We start from the raw sequence: 24673 nt of genomic DNA on the forward strand, positions 1-24673 counted from the left end.
CCCCGGAGCCCGGACACGAAAAAGCCCGCTCGGTCTTGCGACCTGCGGGCCTTTCGTCTTTCCCGTATCCCCGGGATGGTCCCATCTGCATGGGAGAGTGGTGCGGTCGAGAAGACTCGAACTTCCACGGGTTGCCCCACAGCGACCTCAACGCTGCGCGTCTACCAATTCCGCCACGACCGCATCAGGCTGGTAGTCCCCGACGCTCGCTTGCGCGCCTCATCGGGTGGAGCGGGTAGATATCAGCTTCCCGACGGTCGATCAAGCGCTACAATCATCTTCTGCGAAGAAAAATTCGGAACGGCCCTCCGGCCGGTCCAACGGACCCTTGCCGGCACCGCCGCCCATAGCGCCAGAGACCCCATCGAATGACCTCCCTGATCAGCCAGCCTGCCAGCCTTTCCGCCAGTCAGCCCGCCGAGACTTCCACCGCCCGGCAGCCGATCGAGTGGCGCATCTCCGACGAGCCGGTGCCCTACCCCGACGCCATCGCCGAGATGGAGGCGCGCGTCGAGGCGATCCGCGCCGGCACGGCACCGGAACTGGTCTGGCTGCTGGAACATCCGCCGCTCTACACCGCCGGCACCAGCGCGCGCGACGAGGATCTGCTGGAGGCCGACCGCTTCCCCGTCTACCGCAGCGGCCGCGGCGGCCAGTACACCTATCACGGGCCGGGACAGCGGGTTGCCTATGTCATGCTGGACCTGAAGGCACGTGGCGCCGACATCCGCGGCTTCGTCCGCGACTTGGAGGAGTGGATCATCCGCACGCTCGCCTCCTTCAACATCAAGGGGGAGCGGCGCGAGGGGCGCGTCGGCATCTGGGTCGACAAGCAGCCCTATGGCGGGCTGAAGGGGCAGGAGGACAAGATCGCCGCCATCGGCGTGCGGGTGCGCCGCTGGGTCAGCTTCCACGGCATCTCCCTGAACGTCGAGCCGGACCTGTCCCATTTCGGCGGCATCGTCCCCTGCGGCATCGCCGACCATGGCGTCACCTCCATCGTGGCGCTGGGCCAGCTGGTGACGATGGAAGATGTCGACTCCGCCCTGATCGCGGCATGGCCGGAGGTGTTCGGCGGCCCGCTGCGGGAAGAGTCGGAAGTCTAATACTTCTTGAACCCGCCGGCGGCCGGGGTGGCGGCCTGGTTGCCGGCGGGGTTCACCCGCGGGTCCTTGTTGTCCATCGACTGAACGGTGCAGTTGGTCGAATCGCCGTTGCGGAACAGGTAGATCTTCTTGCGGTCGGCCTTCTTGCCGGGGTCGCGCAGGTTCAGCCCATGGCCGAAGGCGACGCCCAGCACCTCGCCCTTGTAATAGGCGCGGAAGCGCATCGGCTCGATTTCGCCGAAGCGCAGGGCGGCGCAGTCCTTGCTCAGCTCCTTCTCGAAGGTGCCGGCCTTGCGCCAGTCCTCCTTGGAGCGGATCGTCATCCATTGCGACGGCAGCGCATATTGCACGATGGGCGGCGCGATGGGCAGGTTGCCCCCCGGCTGCGGCGGCGCCTGATGGCCGGGCTCCGTCCGCTCCAGCGCACCGGCCAGCACCGGGGCGGCCCCAGGCAGCGCCAGTGCGCACAAGGAAAGGACCGCCAGGAAGCGCACATCAAATCCGGACATCGAACCCACGCTCCTTCCCCTCGCCCACTGCATTGACCACCGCATTGCTGGGCGGTCGCTCCTTTGCCGGCTTGCATTCGGGCGGTGCGGCGGTCGCCGCCTCTCCCAGCCGGCCCGAAAGCGTCAGCGCCAGCTCCATCGCCCCGCCATCGGCAGGCGCACCCAAGGGCGACAGCGTCACCGTGCCTTCCAGACCTTGCGGCGGCGTGATTATCGCCGCGGTCAGAATCTCCATCACCCGGCCCAGATCGTCGATGGCGACCCGGTCGGTCTCGACCGTCAACCCCTTGCCCGGCCTGATAGCGGAGCGGAGGGCGCCGAGCATGGCCGCCAGCCCCTCCCCCTTCTCCTCCGCCGGCACCCGCGCCAGCGCAAGGGCCGCATTGTCCAACCGCAAGCCCGCCGTCCCATCGGACAGGACAAGGCCGATCCCGCTCAGCTCGACCGCCACATCCTGCCGGGCATCGTCTGCCAAGGGCTGCAACGCACCGGCCGGACCGTCCAGCGCCGCGACAGCGGCCCGGCGCTCCGCATCGCCGAAGCGGGCAGCCAGCGCCGTCTCCGCCACTGCGCCCTCGCTCCCGCCCATCCCGAAGGCGGTCAGCAGCCGCCCCAGATCGCGCGCCAGCGCCCGGATCGCGGGGTCCAGCCGGTCGGCAAGGTCATCGTCACCCGCCGGGGCTTGGAACGGGCGTGCCGCCGCATCCTCCATCGCCCCCTCCACCGCCCCCGGCCCCAGGCTGAGACGGACGGCGGGGTCGTGCCCCGCCACAGTGGAGGATTGCGGAGCCGGGGCGGCCCCCGGCTTGCGGCCAGCCTTGTCCCCAGCCTTGTCCTTCGCCTTCGCCGCCTTGGCGAAGACACCAGTGAGCATGGCCTTCATCCCGGCCACATCCGATTTGCTGGCGGTCATCCCGGCCGTCGCCCCTCAACCACAAGGCCCAAAACCCGCGTCCACCGCCAGCATGCCGCCATCATGGTTAGCGGAAGGCTAACGCAGGGCTCACGCCGTCGGCCGCTGCTCGAATCCGGCCATGCCCGGATCCTGCTCCGGTTCGGACACCACGTCGCGGACGATTGCCGAGGGCGGGCCGCGGCGGCAGTCCTCCAGCATGCGGTCGACGGCGTCGGCGGGACCGGCGAACAGGGCCTCCACCGTGCCTTCGCTGCGGTTGCGCACCCAGCCGGTCAGGCCGAGCGTGCCGGCCCGGTCGACGGTCCAGCCGCGATACCACACCCCCTGCACCTTGCCCTGGATGCGGACACGCACCGCCTTCCGCTCAACAGCGCTCATGCGGCGCCACCCTTCCCGGCGTTGCGCCTGCCCTGCTCCTCGTCCAGCAGGGCCTTGCGCGACAGCTTTCCGATCATGGTCTTGGGCAGCTCCTGGCGGAATTCCACGACTTTCGGCATCTCGATGGGCGACAGCTTGTCCTTCAGGAAGGCGATCAGCGCCTCGGCGGTCAGGCTCTGGCCGTCGTCCAGCCGGACATAGGCCTTGACCGTCTGGCCGCGATACTCGTCCGGCACGCCGGCCACCACGCATTCGGCAACGGCGGGGTGCAGGTAGATCGCCTCCTCCACATTGCGGGGATAGACGTTGAAGCCGCTGCACAGGATCATGTCCTTGATGCGGTCGACGATGGTGGTGTAGCCGTCCTCGTCCATGATCCCGACATCGCCGGTGTGCAGCCGCCCGTCGATCAGCGTCTGCGCCGTTTCGGCCGGGCGGCGCCAATAGCCCTTCATCACCTGCGGCCCGCGGATGCAGACCTCGCCCTTCTCGCCGGGGGGCAGGACGCGGCGCGGCTCCTCCAGGCTGACGATCTCGATGATCGTGCCGGGCAGCGGCAAGCCGATGGAGCCCTTCTTATCGCTGTGCAGCACCGCCGGGTTCACCGTCGCGACGGGCGAGCATTCCGACAGTCCATAGCCCTCCACCAGCGTGCAGCCGGTGGTGCGCTCGAACGCCTCCTTCACCTCCAGCGGCAGCGGCGCGCCCCCCGACATGCAGAAGCGGATGGAGGACAGGTCGTAGTCCGTCAGGTGCTTGTGATGGTTGATCGCCGTGTAGATGGTCGGCACCGCCGGGAACAGGGTGATCCGCTCCTTCTGCAGGGTGCGCATCACCTGCTCCAGTTCGAAGCGCGGCAGCAGGATGATCTCCGCCCCCAGATGCAGGCCGAAATTCATCACCGCGGTCATGGCGAAGACATGGAACAGCGGCAGCACGCCCAGCATGCGCTCCTGCCCGTCTTCCGCACCGCCCTCGCCCGGCTTGCGCTCCTTCGCCGCGTACCAGGTCGCGCACTGGATGGTGTTGGCGTAGAGGTTGGCGTGGGTCAGCATCGCACCCTTCGGCACGCCGGTGGTGCCGCCGGTGTATTGCAGAACCGCGACATCCTCGCGCGCATCGAGGACAACCGGGCTCGGCCGGCCGTCGTTGGCGATCAGCGTGGCAAAGGGGATGTGGCGGTCGTCGCGCGGGATCGCCGCGATCTCCGCCTTCTTGGCGATGGGGAACAGCCAGTTCTTCGGGAAGGGCAAAATGTCGGCCATGCGGCAGATCACCAGCCGCTTTAATCCGGTCTCGGCCAGCATCCGCGCCATCTTGTCGTAGAGCAGCTTCAGGTCCAGCGTGACCATCAGGTCGATGTCGCTGTCGCCGATCTGATGGACCAGTTCGCGCTCGGCATAGAGCGGGTTGAAGTTCACCACCGTGCCGCCGGCCTTCAGGATGGCGAAGAAGGCGATGACGTAATAGGGCGTGTTGGGCAGGAACAGCCCGACCCGCGTCCCCTTGCCCACCCCGATGGCCTGGAAGCCGCGGGCGGCGCGGTCGACCATCCGGCCCAACTCGCGGTAGCTGGTGCGCTTGCCGAGGAAATTCAGGCAGGGCTTGTCGCCATGGCGGGCGACCGCCCCCTCCAGAAGGTCTGTCAGCGGCCGGACCGGAACTGGCATGGCCCAGTCGACCGTCGGCGGGTACGAGGCCAGCCATGGATAATCGGGCAGCTTGCGGGCGGCATCTCCCATCGCGCGGTTCCTCCCCCAGTGGTTCCTGCTCCCGGTTGCCGGTTTCGCCCGGCACCGTCTTCTCTCCCAAGCCTACGCCGGGAAGCGGGGAATTGTCCCCTGGAGAGGAGATGGGATCGCGACACCCTTGAACAAGAACGGCATGAACAAGCAGGCCATGAACAAGCGGAGGATGTGGTGCCCCGCTCCCTTACCGACTGCGCAGCCGGTGCAGCACCTCCACCGCCATCCATTCGGCAAGGCCCCCGTCCTCGCCATCCAGGAAAACGGCGACGGAGACCGGGACCGGCCCCGGCGCGTGGTAAGCCGCCGGCGTCACCCCCGGACCGCCGCCGGTGTGGCCCCAATAGGGACCGGCCGCCGGGTCCAGTTCCACCATCATCCCCAGCCCATAGGACGGCTCGACCCAGGGACGCCCGCCCATCGGCCCGCCGACCGGCAGCCCATCGCGCATCCGCCGCAGCAACGGGCCCGGCAGATACTCCTCGGTCAATCCATGAATGAGGCGGCATGCATCCGCCGCCGTCATCGCCACCACCCCATGCGACACCCAGCCGGGATGATAGGCCTCCGCCACCGCAGCCCCGCCGAAGGTCGGGCTCGCCCCGAAGAACAGCCCGTCGAGGTCGGCGCGGTCACGCAGCAGCGACGCGCTGGCGAGGCCGAGCGGCGCGAAGACCTCGCGTCCCAGAACCTCCGCCAGCGGAGCGCCGCCCGCCCGCTCCAGCAGCCGGCCGATCAGCAGATAGCCGATGTTGGAATAAGCGAAGCTGCCGACCGGCGGCCCCTCCAGGCCGCAGCGGGCCAGGAACTCGTCGCCGCTCCAAGGCGCCGCACCCGCGGCGACGGCGGTGTGATAGTCGGCCTGTCCGCCATAATCCGGCAGTCCGGCGCGATGGGTCAGGATCTGCGCCACGGTGACCGATCCCGGCCGGCCGGCCAGTTCCGGCAGCCAGCGCTCCGCCGGCCCATCCAGTTCGACCACGCCGCGGGCGACCAGCCGCAGCACGGCGGCGGCGAGAATGGTCTTGGTCAGGCTGTAGACCAGGGCCCGCCGGTCGGCCAAATCTTCGCCCGCCGCTCCGCTGCCCGTCGCCCCGCTATGCGTCCCTTTCCGCCGCAGCACCAGCGTCCGCACCGGTTCCGCATCGGCGCCCCGGCCGCGGGCGATGGCGACGAGCGCCGTGGAAGCCGGGGCCGGGCTTGCGCTGTCCTCTGCCAGCAGGCCGGCGAGCGCCACGGTCATCACCGCCAATTCGGGATCCGCCCCGGCCGCCCCGTTCCTGTCCTTACCCATCGCCTGTCCGCTCCCCGCCGCCGGTTCCGTTTGTCCTTGCAGATAAGAAGGCCGTCGGCCGGCAAATGAAAATCCGGTCCGATCCTAGTGGGGCGCCCCTCAACTGTCCCCTTAACCATAGCCGGCCGCTGACGCACCCCACGAATTGGGCTATTCTGATGAGACCGCCCGTGTGGAGGGCCGCGCCATGCCCGTGATGGACGCCGACCAGCGCCGCAAACTGGAAGATCAGCTGCTTCGCAAAGCGGAGGAGGCGGCCCGGATCCTGCGCCGGGAGGCGGAGACCGGCGATCCCGCCCATGTCAACTCGCTGGCGGAGGCGCTGGCCGGGCTGCTGAAGACCCGGGAATTCCCCAGCCTGCGCGCCGCCGAGTTCCGCGAGCTGTCCCGCATCTACCAGCGCGGCGCCTACCAGCGCAGCGTCGATTCGCTGCTGGTCCAGGCCGAACGCTGCGGCCATCGCGGCGACGAAAAGGGGCGCAACGCGCTGCTGACCCAGGCCAAGGACCATTTCGCCAAGGCCCTGCGCTTGGGTGCCGACGACGAGTTCCGCCACGGCGTCGAACGGCGTGTGCAGGCGACGCTGATGACCAGCAAGGACGGGGTGGACGACCGCACCAAGCAGGCGGCCAAACGCAGGCTCGACCAGCACGATGTCGGCGCCAAGCCGCCGAACGGGATCGAACGCCGCCGTGCCATCCGCTATGCCGATCCGGTCCTGACGGTGGAGGCGGAGGGCCGGCGCTGCACCACGATCAACTGGTCGACCCGCGGCCTGCTGGTCGATCTGCCGCCGGAGGAGTTCGCCCATGCCGTCGGCGGCAAGCTGCGGCTGGACCTGCATTGCCCGGACATTCCGGAGGCAGCCGGTCCGGAAACAAGCCGTCCGGACAAGGCCGGCCATCGGGTCGGCGGCCGGCAGATCGCCCATGTGGTGCGCCTCGACCCCGACCGCCACGCGGTGGCCCTGTCCTTCCCCGACATCAGCACCGTGATGCTGGACCTGATGCACGCCATGAAGGAAGCCGGCATCAAGCCCGAACCGGAGCGCTGATTCGGCCGTCCTCAGGACGGCACCGCGCCGTCAGCCACCGATGAAGCGCCCGTTGTGGCCGCGCACCAGCGGATGCTCGTCCGGACCGGCGACCGGCAGCAGGCCGTTGATCCGCGCGCCCGCTTCCGCCGGCAGGCAGAACAGGTTGATCCCCATGCCCAGCCCGTGGATCTCGGTTCCGTTGTCGACCAGCCCATAGCCGAAGATCGGGTCCGACCTGCCGGCGAAGTTGGCGGGATTGTGGAAGGCCGGCAGATACCAGTAGCAGGCATAGCCCAGCTCGCCGAGCAGGCGGATCAGGGAGGCCGACTTGTCGGGGCGGTCGTTTTCCACATACAGGACCGGGCGGTCGCGGGCGATCAGGCCACGGGCGCCTTCCAGAACCTCCGATTCCATCCCTTCGACATCGATCTTGATCAGGCGGATGCGGCCGATCCCCGCCAATCTGTCCCCGACCAGCCCGTCCAGGCGATGCACCTGCACCGGCCGGTCGCCGGCCAGTTCGTCGAGCGACAGCGCCCCGTAATTGCCGTCCTGCTCCATCGCCACCGCGGCAAGATGCAGCATGCCGTCGGCAGCCCCGGCGGCGGCCAGCAGGCCGTCGGCCCAGTCCAGCCCGTTCAGCGCCAGATTTCCGCAGAGCAGCCGGTGGTTGGCGTCGACCGGCTCCAGCGCCAGCACCCGGCCGGCGGGGCCGACCAGCCGCGCCAGCGCCACCGTGTGGGCGCCGATGTTGGCGCCGACGTCGATCACCCGGTCGCCGGCCCGGACGCACTGGCGGAACAGCGCGACCTCCTGCTCGAAATATTCACCGTAATAGCCGAGCGAACGGCCAACGACGCTGTCGGTCCGCCGGTACATCATCAAACCGTGCCGCGCCTTCACCAGCCCGACCGGTCCCTCTCCGCCCAGCAGATCGTCCGCCATCGTCCCCTCCCGCCGCTCCATCGGCCGGAAGTGTAGCGGAGCCCGATGCAAAGGTCGCGTCCGCCGGAGCCGGGAGACGCCCCTTCCCCGGCCCGTCGGTACGGCGGCCGGGGGAGAGGGCAAGGCGTTAACCCACGCCGACCCCGCTGGGCGCGGTGACGGCGTGCTCCTTCAGGATCGCCTCAGAGATCGCCGACACCTCGATCAACTGCACCTCGTAGCCCCACAGATTGGCGATGTGGCGCAGCACAGCCTTGGCGTCGCTCTCGTCCAGCAACACGCCGTTGGTGACGCGGTGCTGCAGGATCAGCTTGCGGTCGCCGGCGAGATCGACGTCGACGATCTGGATGTCCGGCTCCAGATAGCCCAGGTCGTACTGGCGGGCCAGCTTCTTGCGGATGTCGCGGTATCCGCGCTCGTTGTGGATGTGATCGACCAGCAGATAGGGGTCTTCGGCGTCGTCGCGCACGCTGAACAGCTTCAGCTTCCGCATCAGATGCGGGCTGAGATATTGCAGGACGAAGCTCTCGTCGCGGAAATTGGCCCAGGCCTCGCGCACCGCCGCCATGCCGTCGCCGCGGCCGGCAAGCTCGGGGAACCACTGGCGGTCCTCGTCGGTCGGCTTTTCGGCGATGCGGGCGATGTCCTGCATCATCGCGAAGCCCAGCGCGTAGGGGTTCAGGCCGGAGAAGCGCTTGTCGTCGAATTCCGGCTGGAACACGACGGACGTGTGCGAATGCAGGAACTCCAGGAAGGCGCCCTCGCTGATCTGGCCGGTCTCGTGCAGGCGGCTCATGATCTGGTAATGGACGTAGGTGGCGCAGCCCTCATTCATCACCTTGGTCTGTTTCTGCGGATAGAAATACTGCGAGATGTGGCGGACGATGCGCAGAAGCTCGCGCTGCCAGTGCTCAAGCCGCGGCGCCTTCTTCTCCAGGAAATAGAGGATGTTCTCCTCCGGCAGGCCCAGCAGCTTCTTGCGCTCCGACACCGACTTGGCCGGGCGCGGGCCGGCGGCGGTCTTGGGCACCGTGCGCCACAAATCGTTGAAGGTCTGGTCCTGATATTCCTGCCGCTCGCGCTCGCGCCGCTGCTCGGTCCGCAGGTCGGAGCGCTTCTTCGGGTATTTGTGCACGCCCTGGCTCATCAGCGCATGGGCGGCGTCCAGAACCCGCTCCACCGTGGCATGGCCGTAGCGTTCCTCGCAATGGGCGATGTAGGTCTTGGCGAATTCCAGATAGTCGAGGATGCCCTGGGCATCGGTCCATTGCTGGAACAGCTGGTTGTTCTTGAAGAAATGGTTGTGGCCGAAGGCGGCGTGGGCGATCACCAGCGTCTGCATCGTCATGGTGTTCTCTTCCATGATGTAGCTGATGCAGGGGCTGGAGTTGATGACGATCTCGTAGGCCAAGCCGCGATAGCCCTTGCGGTACATCATCTCGTCGCGGGCGAAATGCTTGCCGAAGGACCAGTGCTTGTACATCAGCGGCATGCCGATGGACGAATAGGCGTCGAGCATCTGCTCGGCGGTGATGACCTCGATCTGGTTGGGATAGACGTCGAGGCCCATCTCCTTCAGCGCGATGTGCTCGATGGCGTCATAGACGCGCTTGATCTTGTCGTAATCCCACTCGACGCCGTCATACAGCAGCGCCTCGGGTCTGGTGATCACAGCGGTCATTCTCGATCTCCCCCTGCCGCCCCTCTGCCCCCTGTGGGGGATGAGGGCGGTGATTTCCCTTTATCCCCTCAGGCGCCCCTTACGCTCCCGCCTTCTCGCGGGCGAACAGCTCGCGGAAGACCGGGAAGATCTCCCGGCGGGAGCGGACGCGGCGCATCGCCAGCGGGCGTTCCGGGCTCTGCACCTGCTTGTAGGTACGCCACAGCTCGGTTTCGCGGCCCAGCGCCGACAGGCCCATATTGTGTTCCGCCGCCACCTCGATGTAGGCGAAATACTGGCACATCGGCAGGATGACATCGCGCAGCAGGGTCGCCGACTTGGCGTTGTCCGACGACATGTTGTCGCCGTCCGACGCCTGGGCGGCGTAGATGTTCCATTCATTGTGCGGGTAGCGATCCTGCACCACCTTCTGCATCTCCTCCAGCGCCGTCGACACCACGGTGCCGCCGGTCTCGGTGGAATAGAAGAAGGTTTCCTCGTCCACCTCCTTGGCCTCGTGGGTGTGGCGGATGAAGACGATGTCGACCGACCGGTAGCGCCGCCGCAGGAACAGGTACAGCAGCATGAAGAAGCGCTTGGCCAGATCCTTCATGTGCTCGGTCATCGAGCCGGACACGTCCATCAGGCAGAACATCACCGCCTGGGCGATCGGCTTCGGCACCGATTCGAACCGGTTGTAGCGGACGTCGATCGGGTCGATGAAAGGAATCCGGCGGGAACGCAGGACGATGTGTTCCAGCTGTTCGCGCAACGCCTGGATCTGCGTGGCGTCCTCGCCGGACTCCTCGGCCTCGCGCAGCATCTCCTCCAGCTCGCGGATCTCGTCGCGCTTCGGGCGTTTCAGCGCGATGCGGCGCGACAGGCTGTTCCGCATGGTGCGGACAAGGTTCAGGTTGGCGGGCGACCCCGACACCGAATAGCCGGCCCGCGTCAGCGTGTGCGATTCAGACTGCTTGACCTTCTGCTTCACCAGATCGGGAAGCTCCAGATCCTCCAGGAAGATGTCGAGGAACTCGTCGCGCGACAGGACAAAGCGAAATTCGTCCTCGCCCTCGCCGTCGGCGCTGCCCTCGCTGCCGCGGCCACCGCCGCCGCCGTCCGGGCGCTGGATGGTGTCGCCTTCCACATATTCCTTGTTGCCGGGCACGACATAGTCGCGCACCCCGCCTTGGGCAGCGCGGTGGAAGGACGGTTCGCGCACGCCGCCGGCGGCGATCGTCACCTTCTCGCCGTTCTCGATATCCTGGATGCCCCGTTTTCCGGAGGCGTCGCGGACCGCCTTGACCACCTGTTCCTTGGCACGGCGCAGGAACCGCTGGCGGTTGGCCAGGCTCTTGCCCTGCGGGTTCAGGCGACGGTCGATGATGTTCATCAAGGGGCTGGCCCTCCCACCCGTTTCGTCACGCGGCCTTAGGATTCTGACAGCTTTCTATGACAGTGGGGTTGCCGCGGGGCGTTGCAACACCCCGCCCCGCGGCAATTAAGCGTCCCCTCGGTCCACCTGTCCAAACCCGCCGGCCTCAGCCCGCCTGCTTCACCCGCATGTACCACTCGACCAGCCGGCGGACCTGCCGCTCGGTGTAGCCGCGGGTCATCATGCGCGAGACGAACTCGGTGTGCTTCTTCTCGGTGTCGCCGTCCTTCTTCGAGCCGAAGCTGATGACCGGCAGCAGATCCTCGACCTGGCTGAACATCCGCTTCTCGATCACCTCGCGGATCTTCTCGTAAGAGGTCCAGGACGGGTTGCGGCCGGAATTGGCCGCCCGAGCGCGCAGGGCGAACTTCACCACCTCGTTGCGGAAGTCCTTCGGGTTGGCGATGCCCGCCGGCTTCTCGATCTTGGTCAACTCCTGGTTCAGCAGCTCGCGGTTCATCAACTGGCCGGTGTCGGGATCCTTGAAGTCCTGATCCTCGATCCAGGCATCGGCATAATCGACATAACGGTCGAACAGGTTCTGGCCGTAGTCGGAGTAGGATTCCAGATAGGCCTTCTGGATCTCGTTGCCGATGAACTCGGCGTAGCGCGGGGCGAGTTCGGCCTTGATGAACTCGACGTATTTCTTCTCGGTCTCCTCCGGGAACTGTTCGCGGCGGATCGCCTGTTCCAGCACATACATCAGATGCACCGGATCGGCCGAGATCTCGGTCGAGTCGTAGTTGAAGGTCGAGGCGAGCACCTTGAAGGCGAAGCGGGTGGAGATGCCGCCCATGCCCTCGTCGACGCCGCCTTGGTCCTTGTACTCCTGCATCGACTTGGCCTTGGGATCGGTCTCCTTGACGCTCTCGCCGTCATAGACCCGCATCTTGCTGTAAACGCTGCTGTTCGGATGCTCGCGCAGGCGCGACAGCACCGAGAAGCGCGCCAGCATCTCCAGCGTCGCCGGCGCGCAGGGCGCAGTCGACAGATCGGAGCCGTTGACCAGCTTCTCGTAGATCTTCTGCTCCTCCGCCACCCGCAGGCAGTAGGGAACCTTGATCACGCAGATGCGGTCGATGAAGGCTTCGTTGTTCTTGTTGTTCTTGAAGGTCTGCCACTCCGCCTCGTTGGAGTGGGCCAGGATCACGCCCTGGAAGGGAATGGCGCCGATGTTCTCCGAGCCGACATAGTTGCCCTCCTGCGTCGCGGTCAGCAGCGGGTGCAGCATCTTGATCGGGGCCTTGAACATCTCGACGAATTCGAGCATGCCCTGGGTCGCCCGGTTCAGGCCGCCGGAGAAGCTGTAGGCGTCGGGATCGTTCTGGCTGTAGATCTCCAGCTTGCGGATGTCGACCTTGCCGACCAGGGACGAGATGTCCTGGTTGTTCTCGTCGCCCGGCTCGGTCTTGGTGACGCCGATCTGGCGCAGCTTGCTGGGGTGGAGCTTCACCACCTTGAAGCGGTTGATGTCGCCGCCGAACTCGTCGAGGCGCTTGACCGCCCACGGGCTCATCAGCCCGGTCAGGCGGCGCTTGGGAATGCCGAAGCGCTCCTCAAGCTCGTCGCCGATCTCGTCCGGGTTGAACAGGCCGAGCGGGCTTTCGAAGGTCGGGCTGATCTCCTTGCCGGCCTTCAGCACATAGATCGGGCATTTCTCCACCAGCGACTTCAGCCGTTCCGCCAGCGACGACTTGCCGCCGCCGACCGGGCCCAGCAGGTAGAGGATCTGCTTGCGCTCCTCCAGCCCCTGCGCTGCGTGCCGGAAGAAGCCGACGATCCGTTCGATCGTCTCTTCCATGCCGTAGAACTCGGAGAAGGCGGGATAGACCTTGATGGTCCGGTTCATGAAGATGCGGCCCAGGCGCGGGTCGCGGGCCGTGTCGACCACCTCCGGTTCGCCGATGGCGGCCAGGATGCGTTCGGAGGCCGAGGCGTAGGACATCGGGTCGTCGCGGCACAGCTGGAGATAGTCCATCAGGGACATCTCGGTCTCGCGGCGGGTCTCGTAATTCTGCGTGTAGCGCGTGAACAGTTCGTCGGCCGGGAACATTCGTCGCTCCGTCTTATCTGGTCCGATGCGCCGGGGGGCCGCCGGTGGCTGCGGCGGCAGGGCGCGGCGCATGCCGCGATCCAAGGGGCACTCCAGGGAAGACGCGGACCGCGCAGGGTCCGCAGCCTCCCCGCTCAGCGATAGAAGCCAGCGGTCTGGTGTAAGGAACGGTCCTGTGAAGGCCGGGAGAGGTCCGTCTCGTGACGCGGCGACCCCCGAACGAGTCATTTTTGAATGTAATGCTCCACCTGGAGCTTTCCAGGCACTCAGGCTCCATAGCCGGAAAGCCCGCGGTGAAGCTGGCCTCAGCCATAGGACCTAGGTCCTGCGGCCGGTGTGGGTGCGCCGAGCGCACCTGCTCAACCCACGCGCGTATCGGCCGCGCATGCGTCGGAAGGTTCGGGGAAAGACGTGTGACGGTGTCGGACGGTGACGGCGTGGAACCGGCGGCAATCGTCGTTGCCCGTCCGATCGGGAAGAACTGCCCAGTGCGATGCGACCCATACGGGTTCCATCGGGCGCTCCTTGTCACGCCATCGGCCTCCTCAAGCAGACGCACCGCCTCGACCAAGCACGGCGCAGGGATTTACCGTCGATACTGAACTCCAAACCTTAACAATATCCGGTAAGGGGGCTTGCGGTCTGCCGCAGTGTCGGCCACGGCCTCGCAACACCTCCCCCAACACTTCCTTGAGGTCATGTTGCGTCCCAATCGTGCTCATCAACAAGGCGGAAATTGGGTGAGGATGGGGCGCCAACGCGGCACGGTGGGGGGCTACCGCTGGATTACCGAATTGTTTCAATGGCTTGGCACGCTTGCCACGGGGTGGGAAATTTTAAGGGCAGGCCGGCGCCCCCCGCTTGCCGCCAGTGGCGGCAGCAATCTCCGGCGGTAGACCGGACTTTCAGACAATGCCGACTGCCGTTCCGCCGGATGGCCCGTCAGCATCGCCCCTCAGACCGGCTGCCAGGCCTTCACCCCGATGCTCAGCGCCTCGCGCAGGCTCGCAGGGGTGACAGGCTTGGCCAGCACCGCGTGGGCGCCGCTGTCGCGCGCCTGGGCTTTGCGGTCGTCATCGACCCGGCCGCTCATGAAGACGACCGGCAGGCTGCTGTGGCGCGACTCGCCGCTGGTGCGCAGGGCGCGGACGAAGCCGAATCCGTCCATCGGTTGCATTTCCACATCGCACAGCACCAGATCGGGCGCGTGGGCAGCGACCACGGCCAGCCCCGATTCGCCGTCGGCGGCCTGATGGACCGCCTTGACGCCCAGTGTGCCCAGCATCTTCGCCAGCACCATGCGGGTGAAGGATTCGTCCTCGACCACCAGGACCGACAGGGCGCCGAACGGCGTCCCCGTCTCGCCTGACGTCTTGCCTGCCGCAGCGCCCTCAGCCGACCGGTCAGTCACCACGCCCCGCCCTTTCGCTTGAGCGACCGGCCGGCGGAATGCCGCCGACGGTCATTTCGTGACCCGGCCTGTGTACGATGGCAACCGGAGACGCGCAAGATGTCCAAAAATACGAGGGTGCGCACTGCTCTGGCCCATGCCCTTGATGAGCGGTTGCACCGGCCCGTCCGCCCCGCTTAGATGGACGGTATGAGCTTCCTCGATCACATCCGCGCGTGCAACGCGCACGACCTGTCCGGCTTCCGCCCGTTCGAGCTGGACGGCCACACCGTGGGCTGGGTGCGCCATGCCCTGGCCGAGGCGCTGCCAGAGGTCGATCCCGGCTTCGTCGTCACCGCCGACCGGCTGACCATCGCGCCCGAGATCCGGGATTTCGAGGCGCGCTCCACCCTGCTCGACCATGCCGCCGCCTATCTGGTGGAACAGGGAACGGTCAAGGCGCTGCGCGGCGAATATTACCCGGTCCTGCCGCGCTGGGGGGCGGAGCCGCTGGCCCGGCTGGACCGTGCCGCCGTCGGCGCCTTCGGGATCGAGGCCTATGGCCTGCACATCAACGGCTTCGTCCGCGACGAAGCCGCCGGCAATGGGGCCGGCGGCCTGCTTCTGTGGGTCGGCCGTCGCGCCAGCGACCGCGAGGTGGCACCGGGCCAGCTCGACAACCTGATCGCCGGCGGCCAGCCCATCGGCCTGACCCTGGCGGAGAATCTGGAAAAGGAGGCGGCCGAGGAGGCCGGGCTCGACGCCGGGACCGCGCGGCGCGCCGTGCCGGTCGGCGCCATCAGCTACACCATGGAGACGCCGGCCGGGCTGAAGCGCGACCGCCTGTTCGTCTACGATCTGGAGCTTCCGCCCGGCCTCACCCCCGTCAACACCGACGGCGAGGTGGAGAGCTTCGACCTCTGGCCGCTCGACAAGGTGGCGGAGTCGGTGCGCAGCACCGGCGACTGGAAGTTCAACGTGACCCTGGTGGTGGCCGATTTCCTGATCCGCCACGGCTGGCTGACGCCGGAAAACGACCCCGATTATCTGGAGATCGCCCGCAGCCTGCGGCGGTAGGCCCGGCGCGCCCGGTCGAGCACGACTCCGGACAAACAAAAGGCCCCGCCCTCTTGCGAGAGCGGGGCCGTTTTCTTCCGGCCGCGGCGGCGCCCGGTACCCTGATGCTGGAACCGGTTACTGGGGCAGCGGCTGCGGGCTGTCGGCCAGCGAGCGCAGGTAGGCGACGACGGCCGCGCGGTCGTCGTCCTTCTTGAGGCCGGCGAAGGTCATCTTGGTGCCCGGGGCGTAGGCCTTCGGGTCATAGAGGAACTTGTTCAGCTCGTCATAGGTCCAGGTGCCGCCGGTCTTGACCAGCGCGTCGGAGTAACCGAAGCCCTGCATGTGGCCCTTCGGACCGCCGACGACGCCAAACAGGTTCGGACCGACCTTGGCGGCGCCGCCCTTGTCGAAGCTGTGGCAGGCGGCGCAAGCCTTGGCGACCTTCTGACCGGCCTCCGGGCTGGCGGCGGCGAGCAGCGGCGCGATCGGCGCCGGACCGGTGGGAGCGGCACCCTTGTCGGCGGGCGCGCTGGCCCCCTCGGGCGTCGCGACGACATAGACGCTCTTTTCGAGCGGCTTCGAATGAACCAGCACCTTGGACGCGAATCCGGCCAGCATCGCGATCAGCCCGGCCAGCAGCACGGCACCGAAAACCTTGTTCCACTCCATGCTCATTGATGAGCCCCTTTGTTCCCTGATTTCAGTACACTCGGCGTTTCTCCCGCCCGCGGCTGAACGCGCCGCGGCTACCATAGCCCGCGGTCCGAAGCTTGTCATAGCCCGGCGGACCGCGAAAAAAGGTCGCATACAAATTTGTCGCAGTCACCAACCACTTAATTTGCTTGCGCATTACGCTGCATCGCAAAACAGCGGGAAGGCAGGCTCTGCGGGCCTTGACGCCGCCCCGGCGTCCGTGGTTCACCCGCGCCAGTTATGTCACGGATCCGTGATCTGACCGGACCTTCCCACCGGAGTTTCCGCGCCATGCCGACCAACGCCCCCGCCAGCAACTCCGTCGCCCGCCCGGCCAACCCGGTCGTGGTGATCCCGGCACGCATGGCCTCCGTCAGGTTGCCCGGCAAGCCGCTGGCCGACATCCTCGGCGCGCCGATGATCGTCCATGTGCTGCGCCGCGCCATGGAGGCGGAGATCGGCCCGGTGGTGGTCGCCTGCGCCGAGCCGGAGATCGCCCGCGCGGTCGAGGCCGCCGGCGGCACCGCGGTGCTGACGCGCCCCGACCATCCCTCGGGCTCCGACCGCATCTTCGAGGCGCTGCAACTGATCGACCCGGAAGGGCGGCACGATGCGGTGGTGAATGTGCAGGGCGACCTGCCGACCATCGAGCCGGAGAGCGTGCGCGCCGCCTTCGCCCCGCTGGCCGACCCGGAGGTCGACATCGCCACCCTGGTCGCCGAGATCACGCGGGAGGAGGAGCGGACCAACCCCAATGTGGTGAAGGCGGTGCTGGAACTGCCGGCCGGAACCCGCCAGGGCCGCGCGCTCTATTTCACCCGCGCCACCGCGCCGACCGGCGACGGGCCGCTCTACCACCACATCGGCCTCTATGCCTACCGCCGGGCGGCGCTGGAGCGATTCGTGTCGCTGCCGCCCTCGGTGCTGGAGCAGCGCGAGCGGCTGGAGCAGCTGCGCGCCCTGTCGAACGGCATGCGCATCGACGCGGCGGTCGTTGACGCGGTTCCGCTGGGTGTCGATACTCCCGCCGATCTGGAGCGCGCCTGCGCCCTCCTCACCGGCCGTCAGGCCGGCTGAAACTCGATGACATCCGGCCGTAAGGCTGGGCCACACCTGATATATCGATCTCATATTTAAGATCCGCCGGGGGAATTCCGCTCATGGGCACGTCCAACATCATCGCCTTCCAGGGCTTCCCCGGCGCCTATTCCGATCTGGCCTGCCGCAACGCGCGGCCGACCATGACGACGATGCCCTGCGCCACCTTCGAGGACGCCTTCTCCGCGGTGCGCGACGGACGGGCGTCGCTGGCGATGATCCCGGTGGAGAACTCCATCGCCGGCCGCGTCGCCGACAACCACTATCTGCTGCCCGAAGGCGGCCTGCACATCATCGGCGAGCATTTCCAGCGGGTGAACCACCAGCTGCTGGCGCCGAAGGGGGCCACGCTGGACAGCATCCAGACCGTGCGCAGCCACATCCAGGCATTGTCGCAGTGCCAGACCGCTATCCGCGGCCTGGGCCTGCAGGCGATCAACCATGCCGACACGGCCGGCGCCGCGAAGGAGATCGCGGCGATGAACGACCCGCGCCATGCCGCCATCGCCTCCTCTCTCGCCGCCGAGATCTACGGCCTGGATATCCTGAAGAGCGGGATCGAGGACGCCACCCACAACACCACCCGCTTCCTGATCCTGGCGCGCGAGCCGAAACTGCCGGCGCAGGGCTCCTGCAAGACGATCACCACCTTCGTCTTCCGTGTGCGCAGCGTGCCGGCCGCGCTCTACAAGGCGCTGGGCGGCTTCGCCACCAACGGCATCAACATGACCAAGCTGGAAAGCTACATGGTCGGCGGCCACTTCACCCAGACCCAGTTCTACGCCGACGTCGAGGGCCATCCCGACGAACGCCCGTTGCGCCTCGCCCTGGAGGAGCTGGATTTCTTCGCCCGCGAGGTGAAGATCCTGGGCGTCTATCCGGCCAACCCCTTCCGCTATCAGGAAAGCCAGCGCGTCGGCGAGGACTGAGGCCTTAAGCAAACGGGATGACGATGTCGGAACGCTAAAGTCCGACATGAACCTGATGAAGTGGATGCTCGGCTTCGTCCTTGCCTTTCAGATCGGCATCTTCGTGAAGCTGTTCATCCACTGATTCCTCACCCCTCCGCCATCCATTCCCGGATCAGGCGGTGGGCGATCGAGTCGGGCCGGGCGAGGCGGAAATTCTCGTCCGGGGTGTGGGTGCGCAGGAAGTCGCGGTCGAACCAGCGGGCGCTTTCCAGCTCGTCGTTGCCGGTGTCGATGTCGAAGCTGGTCGCCCGCGCGGTGAAGCCCAGCATCAGCGAGGACGGGAAGGGCCAGGGCTGCGACGAGCGGTACTGGATGTCCGTCACCGTCAGCCCGACCTCCTCGAACACCTCGCGGGCGACGGTGTCCTCCAGGCTTTCGCCCGGTTCGAGGAAACCGGCCAGCACCGAATGCATGCCGGGCGGGAACCGGCTCTGCCGGCCCAGGACCGCCCGGTCGCCGCCGTCATGGACCAGCATGATCACCGCCGGGTCGGTGCGCGGGAAATGGTGGGTGGCGCAGTCGGGGTTGGTGCAAAGCCGCACATGCCCGCCCTCCGCCGTCGCTGCCGGGGAGCCGCAGACCCCGCAGAAACGGTGGCGGGCGTTCCACCACACCATGCCGCGGGCGTAGGCGCACAGCGCCGCCTCCCCTTCCGGCATCAGCGGGCCGGTGACGCGCAGATCCTCGAACCGGCCATGGCCGCGCAGGGCCGGCAGCGCGTCCGGGTCCTCGACCATCGACAGGTCGACGGTGAACACCGGCGTGCCATCCATCAGACCGAGAAAGATCGGCACCGCGTCCAGCCCTTCCGCCGGCAGCAGGACGGCGCGGGGCGCGTCCTCCGGACCGGCGACAAAGCTTTTGGTCTGCCAGATCGGCAGGACGCGGGAGGCGGGAGCGAGCCAGGCCTCCGTCAGCCAATCCTCGTCCTTGCGGCGAAGGGAGGCGCGGTCGATGGGCGCGGCGGCATAGATGTTGGGTCGGTTCGTCATGGCCCGTCGAGGCTGCCACAAGCCGGGCCGGGCGCAAAGCCCCAGCGGCGAAGGGTCTGCCCGGCGGAAACCGCGACCTCCCCTCAAGCGGCAGCGGGAGCCTTTCGGGTTTTCGCAGCGGACCCGCGCCGTTAGGATGCGGCAACCCTATCGACAAAAGTCTCAAGGAGCGACCATGACCGAACCCTGCCCCGCCCCGATGGTGGCGCTCGCCCAGCGGTTGGCCGACTCCAGCGGCAGCGTGGTCCGCCGCTATTTCCGCACCCCCGTCGCCATCGACGACAAGGCCGACGCCTCGCCGGTCACCATCGCCGACCGCGAGGCCGAGCACGTCATCCGCACCATCATCGAAAGCCAGCGCCCCGACGACGGCATCTATGGCGAGGAGCACGGCACCAAGAACCTGGACGCCGAATGGGTGTGGGTGATCGACCCCATCGACGGCACCAAGTCCTTCATCACCGGCCGGCCGATCTTCGGCACGCTGATCGCCCTGCTGCACCGGGGCCGCCCGGTGCTGGGCATCATCGACCAGCCCATCGTCGGCGACCGCTGGATCGGCGTCGAAGGCCGCCCGACCACCCACAACGGCCAGCCGGTGCGCGTGCGCCCCTGCCCCGGCGGGCTGCCTGCCGCCATGTTCGGCACCACTTCGCCCGACCTGTTCCCCGGCAGCGACTACGAGGCCTACCGCCGCGTCGCCGCCAAGGTGAAGACGGCGTCCTACGGCGGCGACTGCTACAGCTACGGCCTGCTGGCGTCGGGCTATTACGACCTCGTCGTCGAGTCGGGGCTGAAGCTGTACGATTTCGCGGCGCTGGTGCCGGTGGTGACCGGGGCCGGCGGGCTGATGACGGATTGGGAGGGCAAGCCGCTCGACGCCAACTCCACCGGCCGGGTGATCGCCGCCGGCGATGCCCAGACCCACCGGGACGCCATGGCGACGTTGGCCGGCTGAGGGACCAGACATGACCGCCATCGCCCCTCCCGCCCGTTCCGTTTTCGAAACGTCCCCTGAAAAGCTGCGGCCCTTTCTGGAGGGGCTGGCGGCACGGGTGTCGGGCGGGTCGAACTGGATGGTGCGCAAGAAAACCGTCTGCGACCTGCTGCTCGGGCTCGACGCCTTCTTCGCCCTGCCGGCGGCCGAACGCAGCGCCCTGATGGCCGACGGCGGTGCTTCCCCCGACCTCGCCGAGGCCGAGGGCAAGGCCGACGGCGGACCGGAGGATTTCCGCAAGGTCCTGCCGCTCTATGTCGGCGCCATCCTGGAGGGGATGCGGGAGACGGTCATTACGTCCCCGGAACAGGCGGCGATCTATCTGCTGTCGATCCATCCCGAGCATCAGGCGGCGGCGGAGGCCTGGATGCTGGCCGACCCGCGCAACGGAAAGTCGGTGCGCAGGCTGATGCGGACCGACCGCCGCTATCGCCAGTTGATGGACCGCATGGCCGACCATTGGCGCACGGCGCGAAGCAACTGACCTGAGAACCGGAATTGCGCTTGACCGGGAAGCGGGCGTGGCAATCTAACCAGAACGTCCGCTCCCCACACAGGACCGCCGATGCGCCGCCTTCTCGCCATTGCCGCCACGATCCTGACCCTGTCCGCGCCGGCGATCCTGACGCCAGCGCAGGCCGCCACCCGGACCGTCACCGCGCTGAAGCAGTTCGGCGAGCCGCAGTTCCAGCCCGGCTTCACCCATTTCCCCCATGTCAATCCCGATGCGCCGAAAGGCGGGTCGGTCGGGCTGGCCGAATCGCAACCGGGCACCTACGACAGCCTGAACACGCTGATCCTGCGCGGGGTGCGGCCGCGCACGCTGGGGCTGATCTCCGACACGCTGATGGTCGGGTCCGGCTGGGAACTGGACGCCGCCTACGCCCACATGGCGGAAAGCGTCGAGGTGCCGGACGATTACGGCTGGGCGGTCTTCACGCTGCGCCAGAGCGCCCGTTGGCATGACGGCACGCCGATCACCAGCGCCGACGTGGTCTTCACCTGGGACGCGATCCAGGCCCATGGCGCGCCCTTCATCAAGTCCTTCCTCGACCGCACCGCCAAGGTGGAAGCGCTGGACGACCGCCGCTTCAAGATCACCCTGACCGGCACCGGGGAGATCAAGCCGATCATCGACTTCGCCACCACCTTCTCGCCGCAGCCCAAGCATTGGTGGACGTCGAACGGTCGCGACATCTCCAAGACGACGCTGGAGCCGGTGCTGGGCAGCGGCCCCTACCGGATCAAGACGGTCGATGCCGGCCGCTCCATCACCTACGAGCGGGTCGCCGACTGGTGGGCGAAGGATCTGCCGACCGCGCGCGGCTTCTACAATTTCGACATCGTGAAGGACGACTTCTACCGCGACGACGACGTGATGTTCGAGGCGTTCAAGGCCGGCGCCTATGATTTCCGCGGCGAATACCGGGCGCAGCGCTGGACCACCGGCTACGACTTCCCGGCCATGAAGGACGGCCGCGTCCGGAAGCTGGAGGTGCCGAGCGAACTGCCGCTGGGCGCCCAGGGCTTTCGCCTGAACACCCGCCGCGACAAGTTCGCCGACCCGCGCGTGCGCGAGGCGCTGGCCCTGCTGTTCGATTTCGACTGGATCCAGAAGAACATCCTGTACGGCCAGTACAAGCGGACGCTCAGCAACTTCCCCAACTCCGACTTCGGCGCCAAGGGCCCGCCCGGCCCGGCGGAACTGGCCCTGCTGGAGCCGTTCAAGCCGCAGCTGTCCGAACGGTTGCTGACCCAGCCCTTCACCCTGCCGACCACCGACGGCAGCGGCAACAACCGCGCCCAGGTGCGCGAGGCGACCCGCCTGTTCAAGGAGGCCGGCTGGGAGGTCCGCAACGGCAAGCTGACCAACGGCAAGACCGGCGAGGCGATGGCCATCGAGTTCCTCGACGGCACCGGCGCGCTGACCCGCGTCATCCAGCCCTATGTCGAGAGCCTGCGCCGCGTCGGCATCGACGCGTCCCTGCGTCTGGTCGACACCGCGCAGTATCAGGCGCGGCTGGACGAGTTCGATTTCGACTCGATCATCGTCAACCTCGCCTTCTTCACCCCGCCGGGCACCGAACTGCGCGGCTATTTCGGCTCGGCCGCCGCTGGCCTCAAGGGATCGGCCAACTATTCCGGCATCCATGACCCGGTGGCCGACGCGCTGATCGAGAAGGCGCTGACCGCCAGGGATCTCGACTCGGTGCAGGCCGCCACCCGCGCGCTCGACCGCGTGCTGCTGTGGGGGTTCTACATGGTGCCGCAATGGCACAACCCGGAAAGCTGGGTCGCCCACAAGGCGTGGCTGGCCCATCCCGCGGTCTGGCCGAAATACGATCAGGACTATCGCAGCACCAATTTCCCGGCGACCTGGTGGGTCGATCCGGCCGGCAAGGCGGCGCAGCCTTGATGACGCCCCATTGCGGCGCTAACTCCATCGGTCTGAACGCTTTTCGGGAAAACAAGCGAGGGAGGGGATCGGGCATGACGGGTCGGATGCGGTGGCTGGGCACCGGTATGGCGGCGGCAGCGTTGATGATGGCGGCAGCACTTCTGCCGGCATCCCCTGCCTCGGCTCAGGACCAGGGCAAGACGGGGGGCAGCCACGCCCTGGCCCTGCACGGCAAGCCGAAATACGGGCCGGACTTCCAGCATCTCGACTATGCCAATCCCGACGCCCCGAAGGGCGGCGAGGTCAAGCTGATGGCCTTCGGCGGCTTCGACAATTTGAACCCCTTCATCCTGCGCGGGCAGGCCGCCGCCGGGGCCGGGCTGGTGTTCCAGACCCTGACCACCAGCAACGGCGACGAGGCGATCACCGAATACGGCCTGCTGGCCGAAAGCATCGAGGTCGCTCCCGACCGCACCTGGGTCGCCTTCACCCTGCGGCCGGAGGCCCGCTTCCACGACGGCCAGCCGGTCACGGCGGACGACGTGATCTGGAGCTTCGACACGCTCAAGGAAAAGGGCCACCCGCTCTACCGCACCTATTACGCCGACGTGACGAAGGCGGAGAAGACCGGCGAGCGGACGGTCAAATTCTCGTTCCGGGATGGCAACAACCCCGAGCTTCCGGTGATCATGGGCCAGCTGCCGGTGCTGCCCAAGCATGCCTTCGCCAGCCGCGACTTCGCCACCACCACCCTCGACCCGCTGATCGGCAGCGGCCCCTACAAGGTGGTGGACGTGCAGGCCGGCCGCGCCATCACCTATGAGCGGGTCAAGGACTGGTGGGCGAAGGATCTGCCGATCAACCGCGGCCGCTACAATTTCGACCGCATCCGCTACGACTATTACCGCGACCTCGACGTGGCGTTCGAAGCGTTCAAGGCCGGCGCCTATGATTTCCGGCTGGAGAATTCGTCGAAGAACTGGACCACCGGCTACAATGTTCCGGCGGTGCAGAACGGCCAGATCATCAAGGAGGAAATCAAGCACGAGGACCCGCAGGGCATGCAGGCCTTCGTCTTCAACATCCGCCGCCCGGTCTTCCAGGACCGCCGCGTGCGCGAGGCGCTGAACTACCTGTTCGATTATGAATGGACGCGGGCCAACCTGTCCTATGGCCTGTACCAGCGCACCAAGAGCTATTTCGCCAACACCGAACTGGCCTCTACCGGCCTGCCGTCCCCTGAGGAACTGAAGCTGCTGGAACCCTTCCGCGGCCAGATCCCGGACGAGGTCTTCACCAAGCCCTACGAGCCGCCGAAGACAGACGCCAGCGGCAACATCCGCGGCAACCTGCGCACCGCGCTGGGCCTGCTGAAAGACGCCGGCTGGGAGTTGAAGAACGGCAAGCTGGTGAATGCGCAGGGCCAGCCCTTCCGCTTCGAGTTCCTGCTGGTCCAGGCCGACATGGAACGCATCGTCCAGCCCTTCGTCCGCAATCTGGAGCGCGCTGGCATCGAGGCGCAGATCCGTGTGGTCGACAGCGCGCAGTACCAGAACCGCACCGATAATTTCGATTACGATATGATCATCGAGCGCTTCCCGCAGTCGTTGTCGCCCGGCAACGAGCAGCGCGATTACTGGGAATCCTCGCGCGCCGACCAGCCCGGCAGCCGCAACTCGATCGGCATCAAGAACCCAGCCATCGACAAGCTGGTGGAGACGCTGATCGCCGCCCCCGACCGCCCGGCGCTGATCGCCGCGACGCGGGCGCTGGACCGCGTGCTGCTGTGGAACTGGTACGTCATCCCGCACTGGCACGACACGGTGTACCGCGTCGCCTATTGGAACCGTTTCTCCCATCCCACGGTTGCCCCAAAGTACGGCCTGGGCTTCCCGGACAGCTGGTGGATCGATGCCGACAAGAACGCCAAGCTGGCCAACAGCGCACGCCGCACGGGACCGTGACCTGTAGTCTGGTCTAAGCTGTCGTTTCCTTAGA

21 protein-coding genes and 1 tRNA gene are annotated in these 24673 nt (G+C 67.3%); 9 read left to right on the forward strand and 13 right to left on the reverse strand.

Features of this window, described 5'->3' with window-relative positions:
• Nucleotides 1-98: 98 nt before the first annotated feature.
• Nucleotides 99-183, reverse strand: a tRNA-Leu gene (locus ABNQ39_RS10240).
• 185 nt (nucleotides 184-368) lie between these two features.
• On the opposite strand from ABNQ39_RS10240, the gene lipB reads away from it, so the two are divergent.
• Complete coding sequence (gene lipB / locus ABNQ39_RS10245; protein WP_376957435.1) at nucleotides 369-1106, forward strand: lipoyl(octanoyl) transferase LipB; 738 nt, start codon at nucleotides 369-371, stop codon at nucleotides 1104-1106.
• On the opposite strand, the gene ABNQ39_RS10250 is transcribed toward lipB, so the two are convergent.
• From ABNQ39_RS10250 to ABNQ39_RS10270, 5 genes are all read right to left on the reverse strand, one after another.
• On the reverse strand, nucleotides 1103-1615 hold the full coding sequence (locus ABNQ39_RS10250) for a hypothetical protein (RefSeq protein ID WP_376957437.1): 513 nt from the start codon (nucleotides 1613-1615) through the stop codon (nucleotides 1103-1105). The genes lipB and ABNQ39_RS10250 overlap by 4 nt on opposite strands.
• Nucleotides 1602-2489, reverse strand: a complete 888-nt coding sequence (locus tag ABNQ39_RS10255; protein WP_376957439.1) for a hypothetical protein — start codon at nucleotides 2487-2489, stop codon at nucleotides 1602-1604. Before ABNQ39_RS10255 ends, ABNQ39_RS10250 begins: the two co-directional genes overlap by 14 nt.
• A 129-nt stretch (nucleotides 2490-2618) precedes the next feature.
• On the reverse strand, nucleotides 2619-2909 hold the full coding sequence (locus ABNQ39_RS10260; protein ID WP_376957441.1) for an acylphosphatase: 291 nt from the start codon (nucleotides 2907-2909) through the stop codon (nucleotides 2619-2621).
• On the reverse strand, nucleotides 2906-4651 hold the full coding sequence (locus ABNQ39_RS10265; RefSeq protein WP_376957443.1) for a long-chain-fatty-acid--CoA ligase: 1746 nt from the start codon (nucleotides 4649-4651) through the stop codon (nucleotides 2906-2908). Before ABNQ39_RS10265 ends, ABNQ39_RS10260 begins: the two co-directional genes overlap by 4 nt.
• A 190-nt stretch (nucleotides 4652-4841) precedes the next feature.
• Nucleotides 4842-5948 (reverse strand): serine hydrolase domain-containing protein, encoded by a 1107-nt coding sequence (locus ABNQ39_RS10270; RefSeq protein ID WP_376957445.1) that lies wholly within the window; start codon nucleotides 5946-5948, stop codon nucleotides 4842-4844.
• Nucleotides 5949-6135: 187 nt separating this feature from the next.
• Here ABNQ39_RS10270 and ABNQ39_RS10275 point away from each other — a divergent pair, with 187 nt between their 5' ends.
• A complete protein-coding gene (locus ABNQ39_RS10275) occupies nucleotides 6136-7002 on the forward strand; it encodes a hypothetical protein (protein WP_376957447.1) in 867 nt (288 codons plus the stop codon).
• 30 nt (nucleotides 7003-7032) lie between these two features.
• Here ABNQ39_RS10275 and ABNQ39_RS10280 read toward each other — a convergent pair whose 3' ends face one another.
• The 5 genes from ABNQ39_RS10280 to ABNQ39_RS10300 all read right to left on the reverse strand — a co-directional run bounded on the left by ABNQ39_RS10280 (nucleotide 7033) and on the right by ABNQ39_RS10300 (nucleotide 14488).
• Complete coding sequence (locus tag ABNQ39_RS10280; RefSeq protein ID WP_376957449.1) at nucleotides 7033-7929, reverse strand: FkbM family methyltransferase; 897 nt, start codon at nucleotides 7927-7929, stop codon at nucleotides 7033-7035.
• A 127-nt stretch (nucleotides 7930-8056) separates the two neighbouring features.
• The gene (locus ABNQ39_RS10285) at nucleotides 8057-9610 is read right to left on the reverse strand and encodes a SpoVR family protein (protein WP_376957451.1); all 1554 of its coding nucleotides are present in this window, start codon (nucleotides 9608-9610) and stop codon (nucleotides 8057-8059) included.
• A 79-nt stretch (nucleotides 9611-9689) separates the two neighbouring features.
• On the reverse strand, nucleotides 9690-10982 hold the full coding sequence (locus tag ABNQ39_RS10290; RefSeq protein ID WP_376957453.1) for a YeaH/YhbH family protein: 1293 nt from the start codon (nucleotides 10980-10982) through the stop codon (nucleotides 9690-9692).
• A 148-nt stretch (nucleotides 10983-11130) separates the two neighbouring features.
• Nucleotides 11131-13077 carry a PrkA family serine protein kinase gene (locus ABNQ39_RS10295; protein ID WP_098739016.1) on the reverse strand — a complete coding sequence of 649 codons (1947 nt, stop codon included), beginning with the start codon at nucleotides 13075-13077 and terminating at the stop codon, nucleotides 11131-11133.
• A 955-nt stretch (nucleotides 13078-14032) separates the two neighbouring features.
• Entirely contained in the window at nucleotides 14033-14488 is a 456-nt protein-coding gene (locus tag ABNQ39_RS10300; protein WP_376957455.1) for a response regulator, read from the reverse strand.
• Nucleotides 14489-14677: 189 nt separating this feature from the next.
• On the opposite strand from ABNQ39_RS10300, the gene ABNQ39_RS10305 reads away from it, so the two are divergent.
• Entirely contained in the window at nucleotides 14678-15544 is an 867-nt protein-coding gene (locus tag ABNQ39_RS10305; RefSeq protein ID WP_376957457.1) for a DUF4743 domain-containing protein, read from the forward strand.
• 117 nt (nucleotides 15545-15661) lie between these two features.
• Here the strand turns inward: ABNQ39_RS10305 and ABNQ39_RS10310 are convergent, their stop codons facing one another.
• Nucleotides 15662-16201, reverse strand: coding sequence for a c-type cytochrome (locus ABNQ39_RS10310; RefSeq protein ID WP_376957459.1), 540 nt, complete (start codon nucleotides 16199-16201; stop codon nucleotides 15662-15664).
• A 309-nt stretch (nucleotides 16202-16510) separates the two neighbouring features.
• Here ABNQ39_RS10310 and ABNQ39_RS10315 point away from each other — a divergent pair, with 309 nt between their 5' ends.
• Nucleotides 16511-17296, forward strand: coding sequence for a 3-deoxy-manno-octulosonate cytidylyltransferase (locus ABNQ39_RS10315; protein WP_376957461.1), 786 nt, complete (start codon nucleotides 16511-16513; stop codon nucleotides 17294-17296).
• An 83-nt stretch (nucleotides 17297-17379) separates the two neighbouring features.
• Complete coding sequence (locus tag ABNQ39_RS10320) at nucleotides 17380-18246, forward strand: prephenate dehydratase (RefSeq protein ID WP_109051966.1); 867 nt, start codon at nucleotides 17380-17382, stop codon at nucleotides 18244-18246.
• Nucleotides 18247-18374: 128 nt separating this feature from the next.
• On the opposite strand, the gene nudC is transcribed toward ABNQ39_RS10320, so the two are convergent.
• On the reverse strand, nucleotides 18375-19280 hold the full coding sequence (nudC, locus tag ABNQ39_RS10325) for an NAD(+) diphosphatase (RefSeq protein WP_376957463.1): 906 nt from the start codon (nucleotides 19278-19280) through the stop codon (nucleotides 18375-18377).
• Between the two features lie 175 nt (nucleotides 19281-19455).
• Between nudC and hisN the strand changes: the two genes are divergently transcribed.
• From hisN to ABNQ39_RS10345, 4 genes are all read left to right on the forward strand, one after another.
• Entirely contained in the window at nucleotides 19456-20238 is a 783-nt protein-coding gene (gene hisN / locus ABNQ39_RS10330) for a histidinol-phosphatase (RefSeq protein ID WP_376957465.1), read from the forward strand.
• 10 nt (nucleotides 20239-20248) lie between these two features.
• Nucleotides 20249-20761, forward strand: coding sequence for a hypothetical protein (locus tag ABNQ39_RS10335; RefSeq protein WP_376957467.1), 513 nt, complete (start codon nucleotides 20249-20251; stop codon nucleotides 20759-20761).
• Between the two features lie 81 nt (nucleotides 20762-20842).
• Entirely contained in the window at nucleotides 20843-22693 is a 1851-nt protein-coding gene (locus tag ABNQ39_RS10340; RefSeq protein WP_376957469.1) for an extracellular solute-binding protein, read from the forward strand.
• A 74-nt stretch (nucleotides 22694-22767) separates the two neighbouring features.
• Complete coding sequence (locus tag ABNQ39_RS10345; RefSeq protein WP_376957471.1) at nucleotides 22768-24639, forward strand: extracellular solute-binding protein; 1872 nt, start codon at nucleotides 22768-22770, stop codon at nucleotides 24637-24639.
• Nucleotides 24640-24673 lie beyond the last annotated feature (34 nt).

Origin of the sequence: Azospirillum sp. A26, assembly GCF_042604635.1 — a bacterium.
Taxonomy (GTDB): domain Bacteria; phylum Pseudomonadota; class Alphaproteobacteria; order Azospirillales; family Azospirillaceae; genus Azospirillum; species Azospirillum palustre.